This window comes from Saprospiraceae bacterium (assembly GCA_016719615.1).
In the GTDB taxonomy this organism is placed as follows: domain Bacteria; phylum Bacteroidota; class Bacteroidia; order Chitinophagales; family Saprospiraceae; genus Vicinibacter.
Map to the genome: position 1 here is coordinate 600,924 of JADJYQ010000005.1, position 19,011 is coordinate 619,934.

Consider the following 19,011-nt stretch of genomic DNA (forward strand, 5'->3'; position numbering starts at 1 on the left):
TGCTTCAAATAATCAGAAATTAGCACAACATGCTTAAAAACTTATAGCCCCGCAATTTGTTATTAAAATATGCCAACAAACAAAAAAACCATCGTTATAGGCGCCAGCTCTAATCCGGAAAGGAGTGTTTACAAAGCCTTGTCCTTATTGAAAAATAAAGGGCATGAGATCTATGCCATTGGCAAAAAAGAAGAAGAAGTTCACGGAATTCCCATTCACGGGCAAACCACCATACAGCAGGATGTTGATACCATCACCATATATCTGAATGCAGCAAATCAACAGCAATATTATCCTTACATCTTATCGTCACAAGCCAAAAGGATTATCTTTAATCCGGGTGCCGAAAATCCGGAATTAAAGGCACTTGCGCAATATCATGGCATTCAAACCGAAGACGCTTGCACCCTCGTCTTACTACAAACAGGTCAGTATTAACAAAATATATCCCAAAACTAACATTTGTTAGTTAATGCTGAATTCATACTCCTTACCCGATAATCCTTTAGCTTGCTCTATAAGCCATAAGCTTTGAGCTTTAAGCTTTGAGCTTCAGTCTTTTCTCCAAATTCCACAATTTTGTTAATTTTAAACCATGAAAAAATGTATTTGCTTGTTATTACTCATCAATTCCTGGACGCTCTCCGGCCAAAATATTTATAAACTATTTGAAGAATTTCCGCCTTGCTACCCGCAGTGCACAGAAGCATTCGAATCGGCAGTACTCGAATGGTCGAAAGAAGTATTAGACAATGATTCCATATTTAACCGGGTCACAAGCTGGGTACCGGGAGGCTCGCTGAATGCCTATAGCCTACGTTTGGAAAGATTACAGGCCTTTATCGAAAAGTCGAGTGAGAATAACAGTTTTGCCTTAAATGCACCTGCTGATGTTCCCAAAGAAATTTTTACAGAATTGGAAGGACTGTCCAAACTCAGAACGGCTATTAGTACAAAATGGGATGCTAAACGGAGTTTGATTGCCGATAAAAACAGCGATTTTATAGTACCCAATGAATTGGATTATGGCTGTGATCAAATTGATGTTGCCATGAAAGCATTATCTGAGGTTTCAGGATATATCAATCGGGAGTATAGAGGATTTCTTGAAGAGATCCGGGAATCCCTGAATCAATTTCAAACAGATTATGATCGTTTGTCCAAGATCAAACATCCTATGGTCAATAATCAATGTCTGGATGAGTTATCCTCTCTATTGATGATCCTTTCAGAATTGAATAATGTCAACAACTTCCATTATAAAAATATGGTAGAAACTCGCATGGCCTGGAATAATGCTATGTGCAAGTAGGAGATTTTCATATCAACAGGGATTGTTTCCCGCAGATTTCGCAGATTTTATATTTGCGGAATCTGCGGGAAACAAACGGATGTTGAATTTACATTTTAAACATGGAAGCCCTCTTGCTGCATGAGGATTTTCCATAATACCCCAATGCAAAATTAAATTCAAGATTCAACTGTACAAATGCAGCATTTGTACTTTTCTCAGATGCATATGGCTGACTCACAGAAGAAGGGTTTGGATAATTCGCAGCTCTTCCTTTTGCATTGACCATATCTGTAAAACCATATCCGAGGCGGATGCCCAGCATAGTGGTAAAGTTTTCGTAATTTAAGATATATCCGCCCACCCCGAAAACGCCGGAAATGTAATTCTTTTCATAAAACTCTTTCACGTCTGTTTTTTCGGGAGCTGTAGGATCATCCTGTTCGACTTTATTGATAAGTGACAACATGGGGCCTAATTCTACATACACTCCATTGCGCTGGTTTCGGTATAATAAGGCCAGATCCAATGATTTCCAATTGATCTCATGTAAGAGTTGCGTATTGTTTCTAGAATAATCGAAGGCCTGATTGTACGATGCAATATTGGCTTCAATGGTAAAGCCATTGTAGAGACCGAAAAACATCCCGAATTTTCCACCCAAAGAATAACCGGTTTTTAATTTGTAATCATACTTGCTGTCATCTAATATATTAGAATTGAGAAAGCCGGTCAGACCGTAACCCACACGTACTCCAGCATCCCACCAGGCATAAATTTTTTGTGCATGGGAAAGACTGCTAACGAATAGGGTGATGAAGAATATGAATCCTACTTTTTTCATAATATTTATCTTAAATTATTTTTATAATCTTGTTAATCTTTCAAATCTTATAATCCTGTATATCCTGTGAAATCTTATAATCTTGTTAGGCGACAAAATTAATCAATTATTCAATAATCCGCGCCTAAGCATTTCGGTATGCAACAATTCAAGTTCGCGGCTCATATCTCCGGTGAGGCTGGTATTTTCTTTGGCCCTTCGCGTAAGATAAGGTATGATCTCTCTGACGGGTCCATAGGGCACATATTTGGCAACACAATAAGCTTTTGAAGCCAGGTTGAAAGTGAGATTATCGCTCATCCCCAATAGTTGACAAAAATTCAAAAAAGGATGATCATTGGGGATCCCCTTTTGAGCCATGAGTTCGGTCTGTAGTAAAGTGCTGGCTTTATTGTGGCTGCTGTTGCATATGCTAATCTGCTCGTGGTGATTTACACAAAAGCGGATGGAATCGTCGTATTGTTGGTCGGTCAATAATTTATTCGCCAAAATGGGATCTTCGTAGCCCTTTTCCTTCGCGCGAATGCGCTCTTTGTCCATATATGCCCCCCGTACAATTTTGGCTCCAAGTATGTAATTTTTTGACTGCGCGTCTTCAAAACTAGCTTTTAAATAATCGAGGCGGCCATTGCGGTACATTTGGTAAGTGTTGTAGATAATGGGTTTTTCCTTATTATAAAGGACCATGTACTTATCGACCAGTTGATCGATAGGATTTTGGATCCAGGATTCTTCTGCATCAATGAAAAGGGAGACTCCCAATTCCATAGCGCGGTTGCAAAGACTCACAAAGCGCTCCTCCAATCTTTCCCAGGCGATTTGATCATGTGCGTTCAGACTATCACCGGCATGCAGTTTTTCAAGTACTGAAAATGGAACATAACCAGTAAGTTTGGTGCTAATGCCAGGAACATTGGGATTCGAAGCGGCAAATTCAATAGCCCGCAAATTTTCTTCTAAGGTATGGTTGAAGTCATCTTCAGTCTCCCGGGCTTCTACCCCAAAATCAAGTATGGTGAGTGCATTTTTCGCATAGAGTTTGTCAACCACCTTTTGGCATTCCAGTAAGCTGGTGCCGCCGCAAAACTGGTAAAAAATAGTCTCCCGAATGATAGGATCAAATAAATGAAACGGAAATTTAGCTGCGAGGTTTCCTAAAAAATTACCCACACTTACGACATTGGGTTTATTCATGAATTTAAACAGCCAATAGGTTTTGCGAAGTTCGCGGTCGGACTTATGTGAAAATGCTGTTTCCGTGTTGCTAAAATCTAAACGAGGCTCGTCAGTTTCTTCCATAGTTGATTTATTGGTTCCAGAATTCCCAGGACAAGTCTGCTTGTATATGCAGCATTTCCAGGCCATTCTTTGTTTGGCAAGCTCTTTTGGCTCCCAGTGCCAAAAATAGGGTTTTTTCAGGATTATAAACCAAATCCATCAGGTAGAAACTTTCATCCAGTAGCTGATATGGTATTTTCGGGCAACTTTGAACATCGGGATACATCCCTAATGGGGTCGTATTTACGATTAGTTTCCAGGCCGGATCCCACTGAAGATGAAGATCATCATATGAAATTCCATTACCGCTTTGAGAAGCCAGCTCGTATTCAATATCAATCTGTTTTAAGGCATATTGAACGGCTCGCGAAGCACCACCGCTACCCAAAATCAGTGCTTTTGCCTTGAAATTGCTTGGTACAAATCCTTCCATACTTAACGAGAAGGCCTCTGCATCTGTATTGTGACCGACCCAACCGGCGTCTGAACGGAGAATGCAGTTTACGGCTTTGATTTCCTTTGCCGCGGTCGTAAGCGCAGACAAAGAGTCTAGTATGGAAACTTTAAAAGGGATGGTAATATTGAGCCCTTTAAATTTTTCATTTGTATTTAAAAATTGTCTCAGCGACCTATCATTGGGCAATTCGACGAGTTCGTAATCATGTTCGATGACATTTTCTTCCCTCCATTTTTTTTCGAAGTAAGCCTTTGAAAAAGAGTGTTGGAGCGATGTGCCGAGCAGACCAAAATGAGCCATGGGGGAAGATACGAAATGCCTACATATGGATGGAAGTGGAAAAAATTTAAGTGCTGAAAATCGTTGATCAATTTTAATGTATTCTTTGTAAGAAACGTAAAATTCCATAGAATTTCATCTGTTTTTTGAATGGATTCTATGGTTGTGGCTTAAATTCCTTAGCTATATAACAGGCCAATTTTTTTTAAATCCGGACAATAACTAACATTTGTTAGTATCGTTCCTGGTAACGAATTCTGAATGCTTAAATGGAACCCAATCAAATTATTTAAAAAAAACCTTCCCTTTGCTTTTTTTTGGATGAATGTAATTATATTTGTAGCAACCAAACTTACTAGTCATGAAAAGCCCCAACCTGAATACATTCGGCCGTTTTATAGGCATTTTACTAGTCGTGTTCACATTTGCAAATACCGGCCAATCTCAAAGCAATGTTTTTGAATTGATGGAACGCAAGGACCTGAACATTCGGGAAGTCGAAGCCTGGGCTGATGCCTATTTCGCAAATATAGGTACCGGTCAGGGTAGCGGATTTAAGCAATACCAGCGCTGGCTCTACGAGCGCAAGTTTCACCTGGATGATTTTGGTTATTTTATTGCTGCCGAAAGAGAAGACCGGGCTTATTATGAAGCGCTAAGGGGTATGGGTCTCAAATCCCGTGCAAATATGCCCTGGACAGAATTGGGTCCTCAAACCTGGAATTATACATCTGGTTGGAATCCCGGTAATGGACGATTGACATCAGTAGCTGTTGATCCATCGGATCATGCGATCATATACGTGAGTTCGCCTGGGGGTGGTATTTGGAAAAGTACCAACAGCGGCTCTACATGGACGACCTTAATTGATTTTGTTAACTCATCCTGGATGAGTGTATTCCATATTTGTATTGATCCAAATAATACTACAACTCTCTATGCTGCACTTTCTTCCGGGGGAGTGCTCAAATCAAGCAATTCAGGTACCAGCTGGACAACAACCGGAAGCGGACCCACAAACAGCAGGCAGATAAAAGTGCATCCAACTGATGCAAACATCGTTTTTTGTGCCGCAACCAATGGAATTTGGCGATCAACAAATGCTGGCACGAACTGGACTCAGGTTCATACCACCACTAAAGAAGATATTGAATTTAAACCGGGAAATCCAGATATCATGTATGCTTCCGGTTCCAGTGGAACCAGTTGCGTTTATAGGTCAACAGACAACGGTCTTAGCTGGAATCCAGTGACCAGTGGCAATGGCATTACACATACCGGAAGAACTCTTTTGGCCGTTTCTCCGGATGATCCGGCCGTTGTATATGCCGTGCAGGCCAGCGGAAGTCTATTCGGCAGAATGTACAAATCCACGGATTCGGGAGTCAACTTTATAACTACTGTTGTTGGAAATCCATCTGCCGGAACCAATTATTTTGGTTACGAGACCAATGGTACGGGCACCACAGGTCAGGCAACTTATGATATGGCCATTTGTGTGAATCCTCTTGAGGTCAATGAAGTGCATATTGCCGGGATTATTTGTTGGAAATCGACCAATGGTGGAACTTCATTTCTTGCTGAAACGGCCTGGTCTTATCCAAATTCTACGGGGTATAACCATGCTGATGTGCATGCATTGGAATGGGTAGGAAGCAACATTTATTCAGGATCTGATGGCGGGATTTATAAAAGTACAAACAATGGTAATGATTGGACGGACCTATCAGCAGGCTTAGGCATTCGCCAGTTTTATCGCATTGCCTGTTCAAAAACAAATGCAAATGTGATCACGACCGGAGCTCAGGATAATGGCTCCTCTTTCAGGCGGTCCAACAGCACTTGGGTAGATTGGCTCGGTGCGGATGGCATGGATAACATCATTAGTCCGACAAATGCGGATATTGCCATTGGTACCAGTCAATATGGCTCTATTTACAAAACCACCAATGCCGGTGCCAGCCGGACGAATTTAAGCAAGCCATCAGAAGGAAATTGGGTAACTCCTCTTGTCATGCACCACACCAACCATGATACAGTTTATGGAGGCTGGACGGGTGTTTGGAGATCTTCAAATGGCGGGAGCAGCTGGACCAATTTATCACCGGGAATCACTGTCAAGTTAGACGCACTTGCCGTTTCCCCAGCCAACACAAAATACATTTATGCATCTCAGGGCGCTACTTTATACCGAACAAGTGACGGCGGAGCAAACTGGAATTCGGTTAGCGCATCAGCAAGTATTACCTCTATCTATGCAAGTAAAAATGATCCACAGAAAATTTGGATCAGTTGCAATAGTACTTCGAATAGAATTTTTGTATCCACAAATATGGGTAGCACATTTACGAATTTGTCAACCGGTCTGCCTTCTCTTTCTGCAAGATCTGTAGTGGTCGATGAAGATGCATCCGAAACCATTTATGCAGGAATGAACATTGGTGTTTACTACAGAGACAATATCAACAATACCTGGGCCGAACATGGAACGGGATTGCCTTTAGTGGCCATTAATGAAGTTGAAATACAAAAATCCGGAAATAAACTTCGCGTGGCAACCTATGGCAGAGGCGTTTGGGAAAGTGGGCTCCAAAACATTGAAGAAATTTGCAATGCACCCACCGGCTTGACCACTACTTCCATTACCACAAACAGTGCAACATTAAATTGGAATGCAGTAACAGGAGCAATAAGTTACAGGCTTGAGTATAAATTGAGTTCCGACAATACCTGGACTTTATTGGATGCAGCACGAACCAGTACTTCATTTCCATTAGGCGGACTGGCACCATCGACTTCTTACGATTGGCGTGTGAGAAGCAATTGTAGCAATTCAAATAGCAATTACAGTCAAACAAATTTTGTTACTTTAGATATCTGTGGAGATCCCACCAATTTAAATTCAACGACCACACCAAACTCAGCCACACTCAATTGGAATGCGGTGAGCGGAGCCATCAGTTATTCGATCGACTATAAATTATCTACTTCAGGAACCTGGACATCTACATCAGGTACGACATCTACCAGTATTGTAATAAGTGGTTTGTCTGAAAAACGTTATGACTGGCGGGTAAAAGCCAATTGCAACAGTGGAAGTGGAAATTTTGTAACTTCAGAATTTTTAATTCATTGTGCTTCTGCGGGTAGCAGTACCGCTGCGGGTTATATTGATAATGTTGTTCTTGGAAGTATTTCGAGAGTATCCGGAAGTGACGGCGGATATTACGATGGTACCGCCATATCAACCAATCTGGCATTAGGATCAAGTCAAACAATTACACTCTCACCTGGTTATACCGGAACTAAAAAACCAGTGTATTTCAGAGTATATATCGATTACAACCGAGACGGAGATTTCGCAGAAAACAATGAAAAGGCAGGTCAGAAAAAATATAGCAATTTAGGAAATACTACCATTTCATTTATCGTGCCCTCCACTGCAACAATTGGCAAAACAAGAATGCGCATAGTCATGTCTACAGTTGCGTTTGGAACGTATTGTGGAACTTATGCTAGTGGAGAGACAGAAGATTATACCATAAACATAACAGCTGCGCCAACTAACAATGATGTTGTTACAAAATATATTGGTGATGCTATTTTACAGCCCAATTTTGTGAATGAAGTTCATACGCTTGGCGAAATAAGTGTTTTTCCAAATCCGGTAAATCAAATTTTACAGATTCATTATGAACTTCAGGAAGACGTAGAAGCAATTGGCCTCAGGATCATAGATGGATTTGGACGAGCTGTAGGTGGCAGCCGGTTTTCAGGATATAAAGGCCAGAATACAGAAACACTGGATATAGTTGCATTACCTGCCGGCACTTATTATTTACAAATGTTTTTACCCGGGGGATATAGGAGTAGGGTATTTATAATATCAGAAAAATAAATTCAGGATATGTAGGTGTAAAATAGAATCACTCACAACAAATAAAAATCCCAGCTTGCCGATCAATTCATCATTGGCTGGCTTTGACTCAAGCCGGGACTTTAAATTTGATCATCATTTTTTAGTAAAACTTGGAGCTATTTTGAAATTCTATTGATCTTCTGGCATAGCTACTAGGTGGAATTAAATTGATATAAAAATAAAATATGCATCCGAAAACCATACTTTATCTGCTTATTGCAACATACCTCATCAGTGTCATTATCAACTCGATCAAAACTAACGGCAACAGCGGGCATTTTGCAGTGCCATATCTGAGTTTGATATTTTTGTTTTTGTGTTATTCAGTGCTGAGTATCCTATTGAGTTTAAAATTATACAACCTTGGAACATTTCAATGGATACATGTCAACACTGGTATTGTTAAAGTTATTTTGATGATTGGCACAGCCTGTATATTATACTCAGTTTATACGGCCATGATGATCCGGGCCGATTGGTCCACTTACCAAAACCAGTCTATTTCAAATCCCATGGATTTCATTGCCTTCTCCAGTTACATTTTACTGCCTTTACTTATGATCATTCCGTATGCCTTTTCGATTTACAAAAATGATGGAAGCTTCGGTCAAAGTATCGTCTTCAAAGCAACTTGGATATTCAATGTGATCATAGGATTGCTTATTTATATGTTTATGCATATGGGCAGTATAAGAGCGATGTTTTCGCCCAAACTGAGTGAAGGTGAATATGCTATACTGCAAACTTTGGAAAAAATAAACTACCAACAAAAAATCGAAGATTATCTTTTTTACACGCTTACTGATCATGACAAAAGAATTTCAGATGCAGCCATTGCAAAACTCAAAGCAGACACGACATGGGCCGATCACTTTTATCAAAAATTGGGCGATTGCGATAACAGTTATTCTATTGGAATCATTCACCAGTATTTAAGCATTTATACTTTTGAGTATCCTGAAAAATTGATGGAACCCTTTAAGCATAGTCTGGGCTGTTTAGAAAAATATATCAAAGAATACGCAGACAATGAATATACTTCTCCAAATGATTTAAATGCTTTGCAAATTGAAAAAGTTTTACAAGCAATTGAAAAACAATTTGTGGGTCAGGAAAAGATGTTCTATGATAAATTAGATGACGTGAAAGAAACGCTCAACGCTATAAAACGAGAAGATTACCAGGAAAAAACATCAGAGCTTATTTCTAAAATTGAAAATTTCAAAAGTAGATTTCAATAGGGTCTGCTTGAAAATTTGGGATTTCAATGAATGCAATTTTCCAGCTACTGGAATACAATATATTAAGTTCATACTTTTCAAATTTCCATAAATTTATAAACCAGGTTTAAACCATAAATATAATGCACGTATTGCATGCGTTTGTTACGCAAGATTTTATCAAAATTTCCAAATGTAAAAGTAAACTCCGTTTTAAATCGCTTTGATAACTTAATATCAAGTAATGCCTTTATATCAAAACCAAATTCTTCTTCACCATAGACATGTTCCCCTGCATGCAATCTGCAATTATATAAAATGCCCCCGCCGATGCCTAATTTATTTTTGAAATAATGAGTTCTGTATGTATATAGAAATGGAATTTCTAAAAATGTACTTTCGCTAAGCAAATATTCACCATTTACAAATGGAGGAGGAAGATAATCTCTATAACCTCTTTGGTTGATCCCAACGCCGGTAGTAATTTCATAATGATCTATTGATTTGTTCAAGCTTAATCCAAAATTAAACAAAGGGGCATATTTGTAATACTGCTTAAATCTCTCGTGGTAAGCTCTATCATATAACCGAGTGCTATAATTTGATAATGTTACTCCTAAATACAAATGAGCAGACAATTGACCAGATAATTCAACAAGCTGAAATAAAAATGCAATAATAAAAATACCTGTAAATCTCCGGCCGTTTCTGATTGCAATTTTAAATTTCTTAGACATATTTAGTTTTGAATTATAAACCTATGTGAATTTGAGATAAAAAAAGGAAAGTGCCTTTGTCGACCTCTAATCACAAAGTTAGCTTCACTAATTTATATTTATAAACAATGGCCAAAGTTGACCCGAATCCTGGATCATGGTCAGGTAGATCTCTGTGGGGATGTTCCAATACTGGAAACGCAAACTTCATGGTCTTGAGATTTAATGAACCATTTACTGAAATACAATTTGTTGATGGTGAATTGATATATAATATGATACACGTTCGTTTTCCTACTGGAGTAAAGATGTAGATGGTAGGACGGATACATTTTATTTAAATATTCTCTTATCAAATGGAAATTTGTCAATTTGAGTGATCACCATTTTTTTAAAATCTTTGTGATTGGGGTTTATGAGTACATTATAATCACCGTGTGTCACCACCGAAGGAATCATGAGAACAGCATATTTTCCCTCCAATACAAATTCATCTCCAATCTTTTGAGTTGAGGAGGGGTGAGGAAAATCTTTCCAATCGGAAGGTAATTCACTAACTGATAATTTTTTAATTGCAATGTTATCGGGTATAAAGATGGTTACTATAACATAATCATCGGGCAAAGTCGCCAATGTGAAATGAATGGCCACTTCTGCCATAGCTAATGACCTGTTTTTGGCTGCATAAATGAGTTCTACCCCGACGGAATTCCATCGGGCGCCTTTGAGAGCTGCACCCTTACCGGATAAGGGCTTCGCAAATTTTTCTCTGACAAGTCTGAAGACTTCCAACTTAAACGAGTATTCCGTGTTGGATGCGAATGAGTTCGCTTATGACCAATTCTTTGCCATAGGAGTCTTTGAGCAATTCCAGAGGTTTGAGTTTGCCCAGAGCATAATTTGGTGTATTTAACCAGAGTCTTAATTTTTCCATGTTGCCGAAAACTTCAAGGCCTGTTTTTGTTACTTCCGCCATTTCAATGATCTTCTCGGAATGCACGGGTTTGAAATGATGCGCGGATGCTGCTTTATAACGTTGCATGGATTTTGAGGAAATGTCGAGAAATTCAATCCAGTCATTTTCTGTAAACGGAGCCCATTCTTTTATCAAGTCAAACAATGAATAGGGAATTCCTTTTCTTATCGCAGAAATCATCAACATTTTATTGGAGAGAAAATCATTATAAGTCAGAGGAGACTTAAATTTTACTTTAAAATAATTCATTTCAGATTCGTTAAATAAGGCTGCAATTTGCTTATTTAACCTGCTTTCATAATTCAATTTTCGTGTGGTCATAATGAAGTGCTTAGACATCTGTCCGTAAATTTAGGACATATTTCCATATCGCTTTCAACAATTTTTTCAACCAAACGCTTAAAATCCAAATCCACTCCCTAAGAATTAAGAAAGCCTACGAAAGCCCGGGTTATTATTTATTCAGCCGTGATTTTCAGCTTCTTTAATTTGGTTCAGGATTAATTCTCATGCCTTTCTGCCATTTTGGCAGAATTTTGTATCTTTGCAGTCCTTTTTACGAATATGTTGTATAGCCGGAATGATAGCGAACAGGTCCTTTTGCCCGAAGAACGGCAAGGCGAAGCTTTGGCGACCGTGCAGGCAGATGTAGTTGCTTTCAAAAGGTTGTTTTATATAGAAAGCTACGGCTGTCAGATGAATTTTTCGGACTCTGAAATCGTTGCCAGCATCCTGCAAAAAATGGCTACAGCCTTACCCCGGATCCTCAACTGGCCGATCTCTTATTGCTCAATACTTGTTCGATTCGCGAAAAAGCTGAAGATACCATACGCAAACGGCTCAAAGAATTTAAAGCCCTCAAAAAAAACAATGCCCATTTGCAAGTAGGGATCCTTGGCTGTATGGCCGAACGCCTGAAAAGCAAATTGCTGGAAGAAGAAAAACTAGTGGATCTGGTGGTGGGGCCCGACGCCTACAGGGACTTGCCAAATCTCATCCAAACCGTCGATGAAGGGCAGAAGGCGGTCAATGTATTTCTGTCAAGAGAGGAAACCTATTCAGATATAGCGCCCTTAAGACTCGACAGTAACGGCGTTTCCGCTTTTGTGTCTATTATGCGGGGCTGCGACAATATGTGTTCATTCTGTGTAGTGCCTTTTACGCGTGGCCGCGAAAGAAGCCGTGATCCACATACCATTGTCGAAGAAGTTCAAATGCTTTCTGCACAGGGATATCGCGAAGTAACCCTGCTCGGACAAAATGTGGACTCCTATAAATGGAAAGACGAGCATCAAAATATCCTCGTCGATTTTGCAAAATTATTAAAATTGGTTGCCAGGGTTGATCCGCAAATGCGGGTTCGCTTTTCAACTTCACATCCAAAAGATATCAGTGCTGATGTATTAAGCGCGATGGCAGAACATCAAAATATCTGTAAGTACATCCACCTTCCATGTCAGTCGGGAAATAGCAGGATTTTAGATTTGATGAACCGAACCTACGATCGGGAGTGGTACATGGAAAAAATTCGCGAGATTAACAAGGCAATTCCAGAGTGTGCAATTTCATCAGATATCATTGCCGGATTTTGTTCTGAAACGGAAGAAGAACACCAGGAAACATTAAGCTTAATGGAATTTTCTGATTTCAGCATGTCTTATATGTTTATGTATTCGGAAAGACCGGGTACACTGGCTGCTAAAAAATTCCCGGACGATATTCCATTAGAGATCAAAAAAAGAAGATTAAACGAAATTATATCATTGCAAAACAAGATCAGCCTACAACACAATCAACGGGACATCGGAAGCACATTTGAAGTACTCGTTGAAGGAAAATCAAAAAAATCAGATCAGCAATGGAAGGGAAGAAACACACATAATAAAATGATCGTTTTTGATGATCATGGGGAAATAAGAATAGGTGATTATGTCCAGGTAAAAGTCTTACATGTGACCAGTGCAACACTGATTGGTGAAATCGTAAATTGAAAAAATTGGAATCCGTTCAATCCATAAAACAAAGATTTGGTATCTATGGCAGGTCAGAAAACCTGCATCAGGTGCTTGATACCGCCATACGAGTCGCCGGGACAGATCTTACCGTTTTGATCTCCGGGGCAAGCGGCTCGGGCAAAGAAATTTTTTCTAAAATCATTCACAATTTAAGTCCAAGAAAACACAATCCATTTATTGCAGTCAACTGTGGTGCGATCCCAGCAGGCACGATCAACTCCGAATTATTTGGACACGAGAAAGGTTCGTTTACAGGTGCTGCATCTGATAGGAAGGGGTATTTTGAAACTGCTGATGGTGGTACGATCTTTCTAGATGAGATTGCAGAAATGCCCAAAGACACTCAGGCTTTTTTATTACGCATTCTCGAATCAGGAGAATTTATTAGAGTTGGAGCCTCTAAAGTTTTAAAAACGAATGTGCGGGTGATTGCGGCAACGAATGTAAACTTACTCGATCGCGTGCGAAGTGGAAAATTCAGAGAGGATCTCTATTATCGATTAAACACTGTTCCCATTAGAGTGCCATCGCTGAATGAACGAAGAGAAGACATTCTGATTCTATTTCGAAAATTTGCGCAAGATTTTGCCGAAAAATACAGAACTACCGCTATTGAGTTGGACGAACAAAGCGCATCCTTGATTGAAAATTACCATTGGCCCGGCAACGTTAGAGAATTGCGGAATGTCGTTGAGCAATTGTCCGTACTTTCTGATCAAAAAACAATTACAGAAAACGATTTGCTCAAAATCATACCCAATATTCATTCCCGGAATTTACCAATACCCAATGCTGATTTTTCGGATCCTACCAGTTTCCAGGAAAGGGAAATTTTATACAAATTGCTCTTTGACATGAAACAGGATCTGAGCCAATTGAAAAATATGTTTTATCAATTGGTGCATGCCAATGATCTGGAAATGCCCGAAGCTATGGAAGGAGCTATGTCTCCAGTTCCTGCAGCAATACCTTACAATGCCGGGCAAAGCACACAGTGGAGTAAAGAAACAATCCCACTGCATAATATCCGCGAAGAAGGGTCCGGAATGGTCATCCATAAAGAAAAAGGAAATTTTGATGCGGTAGAAGTCATGGAAGATTCCATGTCATTGGATGATATGGAAAAAGAAATGATTTCCAAATCACTTAAAAAATTCAATGGCAAACGAAAAGATGCTGCTGAAGAATTGGGAATTTCTGAGCGTACACTCTATCGAAAAATAAAGCAATATTCTTTGGATACATGATGAAAGGAGTGCTCATGACCGGATGTCTTTTTCTGATGCTTTCCTGTTATAGTTTTAAGGGAATCAGCATCGCGCCGGATATTAATTCATTCCGCATCGAATCCGTAGAAGATGTCTATTACAATAGCCCAGCCAGTTATCCTGTAGAATTTTCGGAAGCACTCTCCAATAAAATAAGAAAGGATTCAAGGCTTTCCTTAAATAATACAAAACCAGATCTCGTTTTTCGATGCCGTATTACCCGCTTTGATGTGAGCAGTCAAGCCCCGCAACCCGGTATTTTTTCGGCCATCAACCGATGTACGATCAACATTGAAGTTGAAATGGAAAATGTAAAAGATGAAAAACAAAATTGGAAATTAAGTTTTTCGCGGTACCAGGATTTTGATGCGAATGTAAATTTTTCAAATATTCAGCAACAAATTACGTCTGATATCAACCAATTGTTGGTAGAAGATATATTTAATAAAGCTTTTACAAATTGGTAATATGAATCAGGACGAAGCTAAAATATTGTTGCAGTCAAAACCACTGGCAGCTGCTTTATGGTTAGAGGCAGCAGATTCTTTAGATGAAGCCATCACACATTTGCCCGATCCGGCATTTACAGCATCCCAAAATTGGCCAGATTACGCTTTGTTGCATAAACTTGAAACAGCAATCCATTTATCAGAAACCCCAAAATTAGAAAGTAGTCAAGATATTGATTTTATAAAACCGCAGCTACAGGAAGAAAAAGTGCAACTCAAAGAAGCGGAGGTCGATGTAATTTTATCAGAAACTGTTACCGAAATAGTTAGTGCGGTCGTTGAGGAGTTGATCATCATTCCTGAAGAACAATTTCAAACAGAAATGAAACATTCAAAGAAAATTGCAAGAATTGCCAAAAAGTCGGCCACAACGGATGGCACCAAACCGGCCAAAAAAATTAAAAAATCAAAAGAAAAACATGCCCAGGCAGATGATTTTTACAGTTGGCTGAAGACCTTATCGCCGGATTCCGAAGATTTAAACATCAATCAAAATAAACCAGTTAAAGAAGTAAAACCTAGCAAAAAAGTCAAATCTGTAAAAGCCAAATCGGCCGTTGAGAAGAGCTTAACATTAGGCGAAGAGATTGTCTCTGAGACACTTGCGCGATTATTGGCCCGACAGGGTCACAGAGAGGATGCTATCGAGATGTATGAAAAATTGATGCTGAAATATCCGCAAAAAGGCAGTACATTTGCAGCCGCTATTGAAAAATTAAAATCTTGATAACATGTTGACGTTGATTACCATTTTGATTGCTTTGGACTGTATTCTGCTCATTGGGGTGATCCTCATTCAGAATCCAAAAGGAGGAGGCGTTGACTCAACTTTCGGCGGACAAAGTGCCAACCAAATGTTTGGTGCAGCCAAATCAGCAGATTTTATTGAGAAATTGACATGGTGGTTAGCAGGTATATTAGTCGCCCTTTGCGTAGTTGCATCCATGATCGCTTCTGCAGAAGGCAATATTGGCAATACAGTGCCCGAAGAAACTCCCACCGAACAGCCGGCAGATCCCGCTCAGGGAGGAGGAACGCAGTAAAATGAATCTCGACCAAAAGGTCGCCTGTTAGTCTGTTAGTCTGTTAGTCTGGAAAACATGTCGGCGTATGTTTGTTCATCATTTATGATCATTTTATACATATTTATAATTTTTCATCCAGCGTTAATTGTGGAGATTTATTCATACACTTTTATTGAATATGTCTGAATTTGCCAGATTTATTAAATGTTCTTAGAAAACGAACATTGTGGATTCTATTCAAGATCAACCGGAAATTGAAATACATCAATATTCATATTTCAATCCAAATTGAAGAACCCACCATCCTAATCCATAATTTTCCTCCAAAATCTTTGCCCCAATATCGATAATCCATCTTCCATCATCCCTCCACATCATCTTTGCTCCATCATCTATAATCCATCCTCCAAAATCTTTACTCCATCATCTATAATCCATATTCCAAAATCCATCCATACTCCATTTTCCACTATCTTTGGGAACTTCAATTAATAAGAAAACGAATTATTATGTATGAATCCAGGCAATTAAAGACCGCACTTAAAGTTTCCATCTTTTTTCTGTTGGTCACTGCTATTTTACATTCTTTGAGTTTTATTGGAAAGCCGGAAGCGAAAAACGATCAGGAAAAGCAATTGATAGAGCTCACAAGTAATTATCAAATGGATCTTGGCGGAGGTATCCAACGAACGTATTTTGAAATCTTTACTGCATTAAGTAGTTGTTTGACGCTGATCTGTTTGTTTGGCGGTTTTCTATTGTGGTATTTTCTGAAAAATGCTATTGAGATCCGGCTTTTAAAGGGAATTTTGCAGATCTATCTGATCGTTTTCGGAACGATGTTTATCATAATGGCCTGTTTTACATTTTGGCCACCGATCATTTGCTCGGCCTGTATTTTTGCTTCATTGATCTGGTCTCGACTGGCAGCATCCTGAGCATTATCGAAATATTAATGACCGCGATAGTTTATTTCATTTATGCCATAATGGCGCAATCATCGCAGTAGCAAAAGGCCGTTCCAAGATTTCCTGTCTGCTTTTACTGCCAAATGTACCAGAATTTTGGCTTGGCATAATGTGTGCATTCGGGAGGGAGACTAAAACAAAATTTAATCTGTTAATCTAAAAATTGAATGATATGAAGCCAATTAACGATCGCGTCGTTATCAAGCCGGCTCCGGCTGAGCAAAAAACCAAAGGTGGTATTATTATACCCGATACTGCCAAAGAAAAACCCTTACGTGGTGAAGTCATTGCTGTAGGACCTGGAAAGGAAGGCAATATGATGACGGTGCACAAAGGAGATATTGTACTTTATGGCAAATATGCCGGTCAGGAATTCAGCTACAAAGGCGTTGATTACCTCATTATGCGGGAAGACGATATTCTCGTAATTATCTAAACTAAGATTTCATCCATTAAAAAAATTCAAATTAATATCATATGGCAAAGAAAATAAGCTTTAATTCAGATGCCCGCGAACGATTAAAATCGGGTATCGACCAATTGGCAAATGCCGTGAAAGTAACACTGGGTCCAAAAGGTAGAAATGTTGTTATTCAAAAGAGCTTCGGTTCACCTCAAGTCACTAAGGACGGGGTCACTGTTGCAAAAGAAATAGAACTGGAAGACCCTATTGAAAACATGGGTGCACAGCTTTTAAAAGAAGCTGCTTCTAAAACCAATGATCTTGCAGGAGATGGTACCACTACGGCAACTGTCCTAGCACAGGCGATGGTGACTGCAGGAATGAAATATGTGGCAGCTGGTGCAAATCCAATGGACCTTAAGAGAGGTATCGACAAAGCAGTTACGCAGGTCATTGCCGATCTTGCTAAACAATCTGAGCAAATTGGAAATGATTTTTCTAAAATCAAACAGGTTGGTTCAATCTCTGCAAACAACGATGAGCATATCGGCGAGTTGATTGCAAGTGCCATGAAAAAAGTAGGCACTAATGGAGTGATCACCGTTGAAGAAGCAAAAGGTACAGAAACAACGGTTGAAGTTGTGGAAGGAATGCAATTTGACAGAGGTTACTTAAGTGCTTATTTCATCACGAATGCAGATGACATGACAGTGGAATATGAAAATCCGCTTATCCTGATTTACGATAAGAAAATTTCGAATATGCAGGAGATGTTGCCGATACTGGAAAAGGTCGTGCAAACCGGAAAACCATTAATGATCATTGCTGAAGATGTGGATTCACAAGCTTTAGGCGTATTGGTCGTCAACAGATTGCGCGGTGGATTGAAAGTGGTGGCAGTTAAAGCACCTGGTTTTGGCGATAGAAGAAAAGCAATGCTCGAGGATCTTGCGATTCTTACCAATGGTACCGTGATCTCAGAAGAAAAAGGTTATAAACTTGAAAATTGCGAACTTGCCCAGTTGGGAACTTGCGAAAAAACTACCATCGATAAAGACAACACTACGATTGTAAAAGGAAAAGGTCAGAAAAAAATGATCGAAGCCCGCATCAACCAAATCAAAGCCCAAATCGAATCTTCAACTTCTGAATACGATAAAGAAAAATTGCAGGAACGCCTTGCTAAATTAGCTGGTGGTGTTGCAGTTTTGAATGTAGGTGCTCCTACAGAAGTCGAAATGAAAGAAAAGAAAGACCGCGTAGATGACGCTTTACATGCAACAAGAGCCGCTGTAGAAGAAGGTATTGTTACCGGAGGTGGAGTTGCCCTGGTTCGCAGTATTGCTTCATTGGATAAATTAAAAATTACCAATGACGATGAAAAATTCGGAGTTGAAATCGTGAAAAAAGCTTTGGAGTCTCCTATCCGTGTAATTGCAGATAATTCAGGAGTAGAAGCATCAGTTGTTTTTATGAACGTGTCCAGCAAGAGAGGTTCATACGGTTATAATGCCCGTACTGATGTTTATGAAGATCTTAAAAAAGCAGGTGTTATTGACCCAACGAAAGTCACCAGAATTGCTTTGGAAAAAGCAGCATCTATCGCAGGTGTTGTGCTTATGACCGAATGCGTGGTGAACGAAATGCCTAAAGAAGAAAAAGGCGGCGGTGGTCACCATCACCACGGAGGTGGTATGGTAGGAATGATGTAATAAACATCAAAAGATAATCATAAAAGCCTTGTAGTATTGATGCTGCAAGGCTTTTTTATTTTTATACCGGCCGCTTGTGATCATTTAAAGTGCTTATCCTTAAAATCTATGAACCGGTGATTAGCTATTCA

Annotated in this window: 17 protein-coding genes and 1 pseudogene; 12 read left to right on the plus strand and 6 right to left on the minus strand. The window is 39.4% G+C overall.

Going from position 1 to position 19,011, the window contains the following annotated elements; all coding sequences use genetic code 11:
- The first annotated feature begins 69 nt into the window (after nt 1–69).
- Together IPM92_12065 and IPM92_12070 are read left to right on the plus strand one after the other, a co-directional pair.
- Nucleotides 70–438 carry a CoA-binding protein gene (locus IPM92_12065; protein ID MBK9109068.1) on the plus strand — a complete coding sequence of 123 codons (369 nt, stop codon included), beginning with the start codon at nt 70–72 and terminating at the stop codon, nt 436–438.
- A gap of 157 nt (nt 439–595) precedes the next feature.
- Nucleotides 596–1,312 (plus strand): hypothetical protein, encoded by a 717-nt coding sequence (locus tag IPM92_12070; protein ID MBK9109069.1) that lies wholly within the window; start codon nt 596–598, stop codon nt 1,310–1,312.
- Nucleotides 1,313–1,400: 88 nt separating this feature from the next.
- On the opposite strand, the gene IPM92_12075 is transcribed toward IPM92_12070, so the two are convergent.
- From IPM92_12075 to IPM92_12085, 3 genes are all read right to left on the minus strand, one after another.
- A complete protein-coding gene (locus IPM92_12075; protein ID MBK9109070.1) occupies nt 1,401–2,135 on the minus strand; it encodes a hypothetical protein in 735 nt (244 codons plus the stop codon).
- Between the two features lie 102 nt (nt 2,136–2,237).
- A complete protein-coding gene (locus tag IPM92_12080; GenBank protein MBK9109071.1) occupies nt 2,238–3,434 on the minus strand; it encodes a proline dehydrogenase family protein in 1,197 nt (398 codons plus the stop codon).
- 7 nt (nt 3,435–3,441) lie between these two features.
- A complete protein-coding gene (locus tag IPM92_12085; protein ID MBK9109072.1) occupies nt 3,442–4,278 on the minus strand; it encodes a shikimate dehydrogenase in 837 nt (278 codons plus the stop codon).
- Nucleotides 4,279–4,510: 232 nt separating this feature from the next.
- Between IPM92_12085 and IPM92_12090 the strand changes: the two genes are divergently transcribed.
- Both IPM92_12090 and IPM92_12095 read left to right on the plus strand, forming a co-directional pair.
- Nucleotides 4,511–8,047 carry a fibronectin type III domain-containing protein gene (locus tag IPM92_12090; protein MBK9109073.1) on the plus strand — a complete coding sequence of 1,179 codons (3,537 nt, stop codon included), beginning with the start codon at nt 4,511–4,513 and terminating at the stop codon, nt 8,045–8,047.
- 206 nt (nt 8,048–8,253) lie between these two features.
- Nucleotides 8,254–9,309, plus strand: a complete 1,056-nt coding sequence (locus IPM92_12095) for a hypothetical protein (GenBank protein ID MBK9109074.1) — start codon at nt 8,254–8,256, stop codon at nt 9,307–9,309.
- 77 nt (nt 9,310–9,386) lie between these two features.
- Here the strand turns inward: IPM92_12095 and IPM92_12100 are convergent, their stop codons facing one another.
- The 3 genes from IPM92_12100 to IPM92_12110 form a co-directional block, all read right to left on the minus strand.
- The gene (locus IPM92_12100) at nt 9,387–10,025 is read right to left on the minus strand and encodes a hypothetical protein (GenBank protein MBK9109075.1); all 639 of its coding nucleotides are present in this window, start codon (nt 10,023–10,025) and stop codon (nt 9,387–9,389) included.
- Nucleotides 10,026–10,337: 312 nt separating this feature from the next.
- On the minus strand, nt 10,338–10,796 hold the full coding sequence (locus IPM92_12105; GenBank protein ID MBK9109076.1) for an RES family NAD+ phosphorylase: 459 nt from the start codon (nt 10,794–10,796) through the stop codon (nt 10,338–10,340).
- Nucleotide 10,797: 1 nt separating this feature from the next.
- Entirely contained in the window at nt 10,798–11,301 is a 504-nt protein-coding gene (locus IPM92_12110) for a DUF2384 domain-containing protein (protein MBK9109077.1), read from the minus strand.
- A gap of 243 nt (nt 11,302–11,544) precedes the next feature.
- Between IPM92_12110 and miaB the strand changes: the two are divergent.
- The 8 genes and pseudogenes from miaB to groL all read left to right on the plus strand — a co-directional run bounded on the left by miaB (nt 11,545) and on the right by groL (nt 18,880).
- Nucleotides 11,545–12,971 (plus strand): annotated as a pseudogene (miaB, locus tag IPM92_12115) (tRNA (N6-isopentenyl adenosine(37)-C2)-methylthiotransferase MiaB).
- Entirely contained in the window at nt 12,968–14,242 is a 1,275-nt protein-coding gene (locus IPM92_12120) for a sigma-54-dependent Fis family transcriptional regulator (GenBank protein MBK9109078.1), read from the plus strand. Before miaB ends, IPM92_12120 begins: the two are co-directional and overlap by 4 nt.
- Nucleotides 14,239–14,730, plus strand: a complete 492-nt coding sequence (locus tag IPM92_12125) for a hypothetical protein (GenBank protein ID MBK9109079.1) — start codon at nt 14,239–14,241, stop codon at nt 14,728–14,730. The genes IPM92_12120 and IPM92_12125 overlap by 4 nt, the downstream gene beginning before the upstream one ends.
- A gap of 1 nt (nt 14,731) precedes the next feature.
- Entirely contained in the window at nt 14,732–15,499 is a 768-nt protein-coding gene (locus IPM92_12130) for a hypothetical protein (GenBank protein ID MBK9109080.1), read from the plus strand.
- A gap of 4 nt (nt 15,500–15,503) precedes the next feature.
- On the plus strand, nt 15,504–15,815 hold the full coding sequence (gene secG / locus IPM92_12135) for a preprotein translocase subunit SecG (GenBank protein ID MBK9109081.1): 312 nt from the start codon (nt 15,504–15,506) through the stop codon (nt 15,813–15,815).
- 491 nt (nt 15,816–16,306) lie between these two features.
- Nucleotides 16,307–16,735, plus strand: coding sequence for a hypothetical protein (locus IPM92_12140; protein ID MBK9109082.1), 429 nt, complete (start codon nt 16,307–16,309; stop codon nt 16,733–16,735).
- A 202-nt stretch (nt 16,736–16,937) separates the two neighbouring features.
- Nucleotides 16,938–17,201, plus strand: coding sequence for a co-chaperone GroES (locus IPM92_12145; protein ID MBK9109083.1), 264 nt, complete (start codon nt 16,938–16,940; stop codon nt 17,199–17,201).
- A 41-nt stretch (nt 17,202–17,242) separates the two neighbouring features.
- Nucleotides 17,243–18,880 carry a chaperonin GroEL gene (gene groL, locus IPM92_12150; protein ID MBK9109084.1) on the plus strand — a complete coding sequence of 546 codons (1,638 nt, stop codon included), beginning with the start codon at nt 17,243–17,245 and terminating at the stop codon, nt 18,878–18,880.
- Nucleotides 18,881–19,011: the final 131 nt, after the last annotated feature.